The sequence below is a fragment of the Phyllobacterium sp. P5_D12 genome, assembly GCF_054049495.1.
In genome coordinates, this window is sequence record NZ_JBFUMG010000240.1 from 1 (window position 1) to 6,377 (window position 6,377).

Annotated in this window: 4 protein-coding genes; 1 reads left to right on the forward strand and 3 read right to left on the reverse strand. The window is 56.4% G+C overall.

Going from position 1 to position 6,377, the window contains the following annotated elements:
- Nucleotides 1-172 precede the first annotated feature (172 nt).
- The 3 genes from ACXJ5O_RS15735 to ACXJ5O_RS15745 all read right to left on the reverse strand — a co-directional run bounded on the left by ACXJ5O_RS15735 (nt 173) and on the right by ACXJ5O_RS15745 (nt 4,174).
- Entirely contained in the window at nt 173-2,299 is a 2,127-nt protein-coding gene (locus ACXJ5O_RS15735; protein ID WP_457300703.1) for an acetate--CoA ligase family protein, read from the reverse strand.
- Nucleotides 2,300-2,541: 242 nt separating this feature from the next.
- On the reverse strand, nt 2,542-3,840 hold the full coding sequence (gene oxlT / locus ACXJ5O_RS15740; RefSeq protein WP_457300704.1) for an oxalate/formate MFS antiporter: 1,299 nt from the start codon (nt 3,838-3,840) through the stop codon (nt 2,542-2,544).
- Between the two features lie 196 nt (nt 3,841-4,036).
- Nucleotides 4,037-4,174, reverse strand: coding sequence for a hypothetical protein (locus ACXJ5O_RS15745; RefSeq protein ID WP_457300705.1), 138 nt, complete (start codon nt 4,172-4,174; stop codon nt 4,037-4,039).
- 556 nt (nt 4,175-4,730) lie between these two features.
- Here ACXJ5O_RS15745 and ACXJ5O_RS15750 point away from each other — a divergent pair.
- The coding region (locus tag ACXJ5O_RS15750) for a thiamine pyrophosphate-binding protein (protein ID WP_457300706.1) at nt 4,731-6,377 on the forward strand (1,647 nt) is incomplete at its 3' end.

Consider the following 6,377-nt stretch of genomic DNA (forward strand, 5'->3'; position numbering starts at 1 on the left):
CCTCTTCGATGTCCACAGCCAGATAACCTTCCGGTACAGGCACACCAAAGGACTTCAGGACACCCTTGGCCTGATACTCATGAATATGCATTGAGGAAAACCTCCCCTTGAAATTTACGGATTTTGTGAAGGGCACCAGACCCTGGCCTGCGCCAGGGTCCAGCGGGGAGGGCTAGAGCAAACCTGCGCCTCTGGCCCATTTGTACTTCGCGCCCAGCACCTCAACTGGAAGCTCGGTCGAATAGGCATAGGCGGGGATGCCATGCTGGTAGAGATATTCGGCGGCCTCTTCGACCTCGACATCGCCGGCAAGCGACGCAACCATCGGCTTCTCGATACCCCTGGCTGCCATCTCCTCCTTCACCTCGACCATGAGCTTGGCAAAGACCATCGGCGGGGTCACGATCGTGTGCCAGTAACCGAGGATCAGTGCGTGGATGCGATCGTCCTCAAGGCCGAGTTTGACCGTATTCTTGTAGGTGAGGGGYGGTTCACCACCTGTGATGTCGACGGGATTGCCCGCGGCACCGAAGGGCGGAATGAACTTGCGGAAGGCCGCATCAAGATCGTCCGGCATTCCCATGAGACTGAGGCCGTTATCGACGCAGGCGTCGGAGAGAAGCACGCCCGAGCCACCGGCGCCGGTGATGATGACGACATTTTCTCCCTTCGGCGTTGGCATGACCGGAATGCCGCGGGCGAATTCGAGGAGCTGTCGCAGCGAGCGGGCGCGGATGACGCCAACCTGCTTGAAGACGTCCTCGTAGATCTTGTCGTTACCGGCAAGCGCGCCAGTATGGGAGGAGGCCGCTTTGGCACCGGCGGAGGTGCGTCCCGCTTTGAGGACGACGATAGGCTTCTTCTTCGAGACGCGTTTTGCTACTTCGGCGAAGGCACGGCCGTCTTTCAGATCCTCGAGGTGCTGGGCGATGATCCGCGTATTGTCGTCCTGCTCGAAGAAAGTAAGCAGGTCGTCCTCATCGATATCCGACTTGTTGCCGAGACCGACAATCGCCGACACACCCATCTTGGCCGAACGCGAAAAGCCGATGATCGCCATGCCGATGCCGCCGGACTGTGACGACAAGGCCGCCGAGCCTTTGACGTCATAGGCCGTGCAGAATGTCGCGCAGAGATTTTCCGGCGTGTAGTAGAAGCCGTAAATGTTCGGGCCCATCAGGCGGATATTGTATTTGCGGCCGATCTTGACGATTTCGTCCTGCAGCTCAGGTTCGCCGGCTTCGGCAAAGCCCGAGGGAATGAGGACAGCGCCGGGAATTTTCTTCTCGCCGCATTCCGCAAGAGCGCCGGCAACCAGTTTGGCGGGAATGGCAAAGACCGCCGTATCGATATCGCCCGGGACATCCTTGACGCTCTTATAGGTCTTGTAGCCGAGGATCTCTTCGGCTTTCGGATGGATCGGGTAGATTTGCCCTTTGTAACCGCCATTGATGAGGTTCTTCATCACCGAATTGCCGATCTTGCCATCCTCTGCCGAAGCGCCGATCACCGCGACCGCCTTCGGGCGCATGATGCGGTTCATGGATTTGAGAATTTCTTCCTGGGACGGGCGATGGCGAGGCTTGGCCTGGTTGTAGTCGATGACGATGCGCACGTCGGCGGCAATCGCACCTTCCCTGGTGGCAAAAACCGGGTTGAGATCGAGTTCGGAAATTTCCGGATAGTCGTCAACAAGCTTGGAGACCTGCACAATCATATCCGCAAGCGCAATACGATTGACCGGCTCGCCGCCGCGCACGCCCTTCAACATTTCTGCTGCCTGAATGCTGTCGAGCATGGACAGGGCTTCGTCGTGCGTCACCGGTGCAAGACGGAAGGTAATGTCCTTCAGGACTTCGACAAGAACGCCGCCAAGGCCAAAGGCAACGAGCTTGCCGAAGCTGTCGTCGGTTACCGCGCCGATGATGACTTCGAGGCCGCCAGTCAGCATTTGCTGGACCTGTACGCCGACGATTTCCGCATCGGCCTTATAGGCCTGAGCATTGGCGATGATCTTGTCGAAGCTGGCCTTGGCTTCCTCGGCAGATTTGACGCCGACGATAACACCGCCTGCTTCCGTCTTGTGCAGGATATCCGGAGAGACGATTTTCATGACTACCGGAAAGCCCATGGCCGAGGCAAGCGAGGCGGCTTCGTCGGCACTGCCGGCAACACCTTCCTGCGGAACTGCTATGCCATAGGCATCGCAAATAAGCTTGCCTTCGGGTGCGGTGAGTGCCTGGCGGCCCTCGGCCCGCGCCGCTTCCAGTACGTTACGGACAACGGTTTTGTCGAGCATGATTTCCTCCGTGATGGCCGCGTGCACTCCCGGTGACGGCGGCATTGATGTGGCTTGGTTTGCCAGCGGCGCGAACTGGCTAAATCGTCTTTAGCGCCTTGATTGGTATATTGTATACCAGAAAAATGACTGTCAAGTCTTGATCTCTGGCCGTTAGCTGTTTGCTTCAATGCTGATTGAGTGTCTGATTGGTTTAATGCCTGGGCTGGAACGACCCAGCCCAGGCGAGTTCTATCGTGATGCTATTGGGCGGGCTGCAGGGCGTTCTCTTCCGTCCTGCGGATAATACCTGCGCGCCATGGCTTGAGTACGAACAGAGCCAGGAGGGAGGCGCCAGCATTCAGGATGACGCCGATGATAAATACCGCACCCCAATCGCCGTCCGCCGCCAGTGCCGTACCAAATGGCACCAGAAGCGCGGCGGTACCTTTGGYCGTATAAAGCAGGCCGGCATTGGTAGCAGCGAATTTGGAGCCGAATGTATCGGTGCAGGTAGAAGGGAAGAGCGAATAGATCTCGCCCCAGGCAAAAAACACCAGACTGCTCAAGATCACGAACATCATCGGGTCATGGGCGAAGAGGTAAAGCAGATATATGCCGATCGCCTCGATGCCGAAGGCGAAAAACATGGTGTTTTCACGTCCGATTTTGTCGGAAATCCAGCCGCAGAGCGGTCGGGTCACGCCATTGAGCAGGCGGTCAAGCGTAGCAGCCAAGGTGAGGGCTGGTATGCCAAGCCATACCGGAATATCGGCGACGCCGTAGTCCTTTGCCATCGGCGCAAGGTTGGCCGTAACAACGAGGCCACCGGCGCCCACTGCCACGAACATAAGATACATGAGCCAGAAGATCGGGTGCTTCACCACTTCGGAAGGCAAATACTGCCGGCGGCTCTGGATGATAGGGCCTTTGTTGCTGACTTCTGGAGTCTGACCCGGCTTCGGGGCAAAGAGGAAGAACGCAAGGATCACGATGATAATGCCTTGCCCCAGCCCGAAGGTGAGGAAGGTATGTGCGAAGCCGAAATGGGCGATCGTTGCCTGGATCGGCCAGACCGTCAGGGCGGAACCTGCGCCAAAACCCGCTGCTGTGATGCCCGCAGCAAGTCCACGCCGGTCCGGGAACCATTTCAACGCGTTGCCTACACAGGTGCCATAGACTGCACCCGCACCGATACCGGCGACAGCTTGGCCAACGCAGAATAGAAACAGCGTATCGGCTTGCGAGTTAATGACCCATCCAATAGCGCATAGCACGCCGCCGAACATAATGACGATCTTCGGACCGTATTTGTCGACGAACCAGCCCTCTATCGGAACCAGCCATGTTTCGAACAGGACGAAGAGCGTGAATGCCCATTGAATTTCCGCACGCCCCCAACCGAATTGTTTGGTAATTTCGGGAACAAAGAATGTCCAGCCATATTGAAGATTGGCGATTGTAACCATACAAATCACGCCAATTGCTAACTGTCCCCATCTGAATCCGTCGCTGACCTGCTGCGAGCGGAACTCCTCTTTTACCGCTTGAGTCATGTTCATCCCTTTCTACGCCTTTTATGTAGCTATAATGCCATGCGCTGATTGGGACATACTGGTATCTGTTATACCAAAAGACAAGAGCCAAGCTGGTATTGCTATACAACTTTTGTAAAAACTGAATGTATTCAAAACGTTAAACGGCCGCCGAAGGCAATTCGGCAACCGTTTAAGGGGAGGACAAGTAATTTTTTAGCGATTAAAGACCGAAAGGTTCGCTGTTTTTGTTGCGTGCATTTATGCGTGCAACGCTGTCGAGAAAGGCAAGAATCGTCTCGATGATACCGCGACGGGCGGTGCGATCGGTTATATTGGCTATTTCTGCACGTGCCGGCATGATTTGACACTCCTGTTTACCGTTTAACATGGCCCTTATCTGGCATACCATATCCCAGTTCACAACGGCGCCAGACGCATATCAGCATCCCATTTTTGCATAGGTTGTGCACCGCACACTCTTACAACGCTTCAGGTAGGCCTTTTGTTTCGATGTTTTTTACACCTCGCAACTGGTTTTCCCCACTGCGGGATTATCTTTGTCAAGGGTGTTTGACTTATGGTATTTATTATGCCAGAAATTCTGCAAGAGCACTTCAGCTGCCCCGACACGCGGGTAAGGAAGCGCCGCGGACTTTGTAAATCCGGCTCGGCTCTTTCGACTGTCTCCGCTGGTTGCGTCTTTGAGGCGGCAATCCGGGGCAGGGGGAAGACAGAGCCCATCGATCTCAACGAGCGTTATCGCATGCAAAATCTCTATGAAGCTGAGCCACTTAGCTCCCTGAACAAGACACTGCTGGTGCGGCAACCGCATGTAGAGCTGCATGCCGGGAACAGGTGGACAGCCAAGCGCCAACGATAAGAGACGACAAAATTCAATAGGAGGAAAGACGTTCATGACAATCGTCACAAAGGTTGAGAAGGCCACATCAACGGCTGAAGATACATTGAAGCGGAAGGTACGCGACGGGAGCGTGGTGTCCGGTGGCCATCTGGTGGCGCGGGCGCTCAAGAATGAAGGTGTCGACACTATTTTCACGCTTTGCGGCGGTCACATCATCGATATCTATGACGGCTGCATCGATGAAGGCATCCGCATTATCGATGTGCGCCACGAGCAGGTCGCTGCTCATGCGGCCGATGGTTATGCCCGCCAGACGGGCAAGATGGGCTGCGTTGTCACGACCGCCGGTCCAGGCTGCACTAATGCGGTAACGGGTATCGCCACGGCATTCCGCTCGGAAAGCCCGGTGCTTCATATTGGCGGGCAGGGCGCCTTGACCCAGCACAAAATGGGCTCGCTGCAGGATCTGCCGCATGTCGACATGATGACGCCGATCACCAAGTTTGCCGCCTGCGTTTCCTCGACCGAACGCATTGCCGATATGATTTCCATGGCGGCGCGCGAGTGTTTCTCCGGTGCGTCTGGACCTTCTTATCTGGAAATTCCGCGTGACGTTCTGGATCGCGAAATCCCTATTGAAAAGGCCGTCATACCGCAGCCCGGCAAGTACAGGGCATCGACCTATTCAATCGGCGATCCAGCGGATATCGAAAAGCTGGCTGATGTTCTGGTGGATGCCGAACGCCCGGCAGTTCTATTCGGCCAGCAGGTCTTCACGTCGGGCAGCACGCAGGCTGCAGTCGAATTGCTGCGCGGGCTGGATATTCCCGGCTACTTCAACGGCGCAAGCCGCGGCACGCTGCCGATTGGTGATCCTCATCATTTCGACCGCACACGCGGCTTTGCATTCAACAATGCCGATGTGATCGTTGTCATTGGTACGCCGTTCGACTTCCGCATGGGCTATGGCAAGCGGATTTCCAAGGACCTTACCCTGGTACAGATCGATCAGGATTACCGCACCGTCGGCAAGAACCGCGATGTCGATCTGGGTCTCGTTGGCCATCCGGGCGCCATACTTTCGGCGGTCCTGCAGGCCGCTTCCGCCCGGATCGACAAGGGCAAGCGCCAGGCACGCCGCGAGTGGATGAAGACCCTCGAGCAGCAGGAAGTTATCGCCTATGAGAAGGTGCTGCCGCTTCTCAAGTCGGACCAAAGCCCGATCCATCCCTACCGTGTTGCATACGAGCTCAACGAGTTCCTCGGCGAGGATACGATCTACATCGGCGATGGTGGCGACGTGGTGACCATCTCAGCTCAGGCGGTGCGCCCGCGCAATCCGGGTCAATGGATGGATCCCGGCGCACTTGGTTCGCTGGGCGTCGGAACCGGCTTCGCGCTTGGGGCCAAGCTCGCTCATCCGCAAAAGGAAGTGCTTTGCTATTATGGCGACGGCGCATTCTCGATGACTGCCTTCGACATGGAAACCTGTGACCGGTTCAACGCGCCTTATCTTGCGGTTATCGGCAACAACTCTTCGATGAACCAGATCCGTTATGGCCAGGTTGCAAAATATGGCGAGGAACGCGGCAATGTCGGCAATAAGCTTGGCGACGTCGAGTTTTCCAAATTCGCGCACATGCTCGGCAATCACGGCGAAGAGGTTCGTGAAGCTTCCGAAATTCAGCCGGCGCTGCTG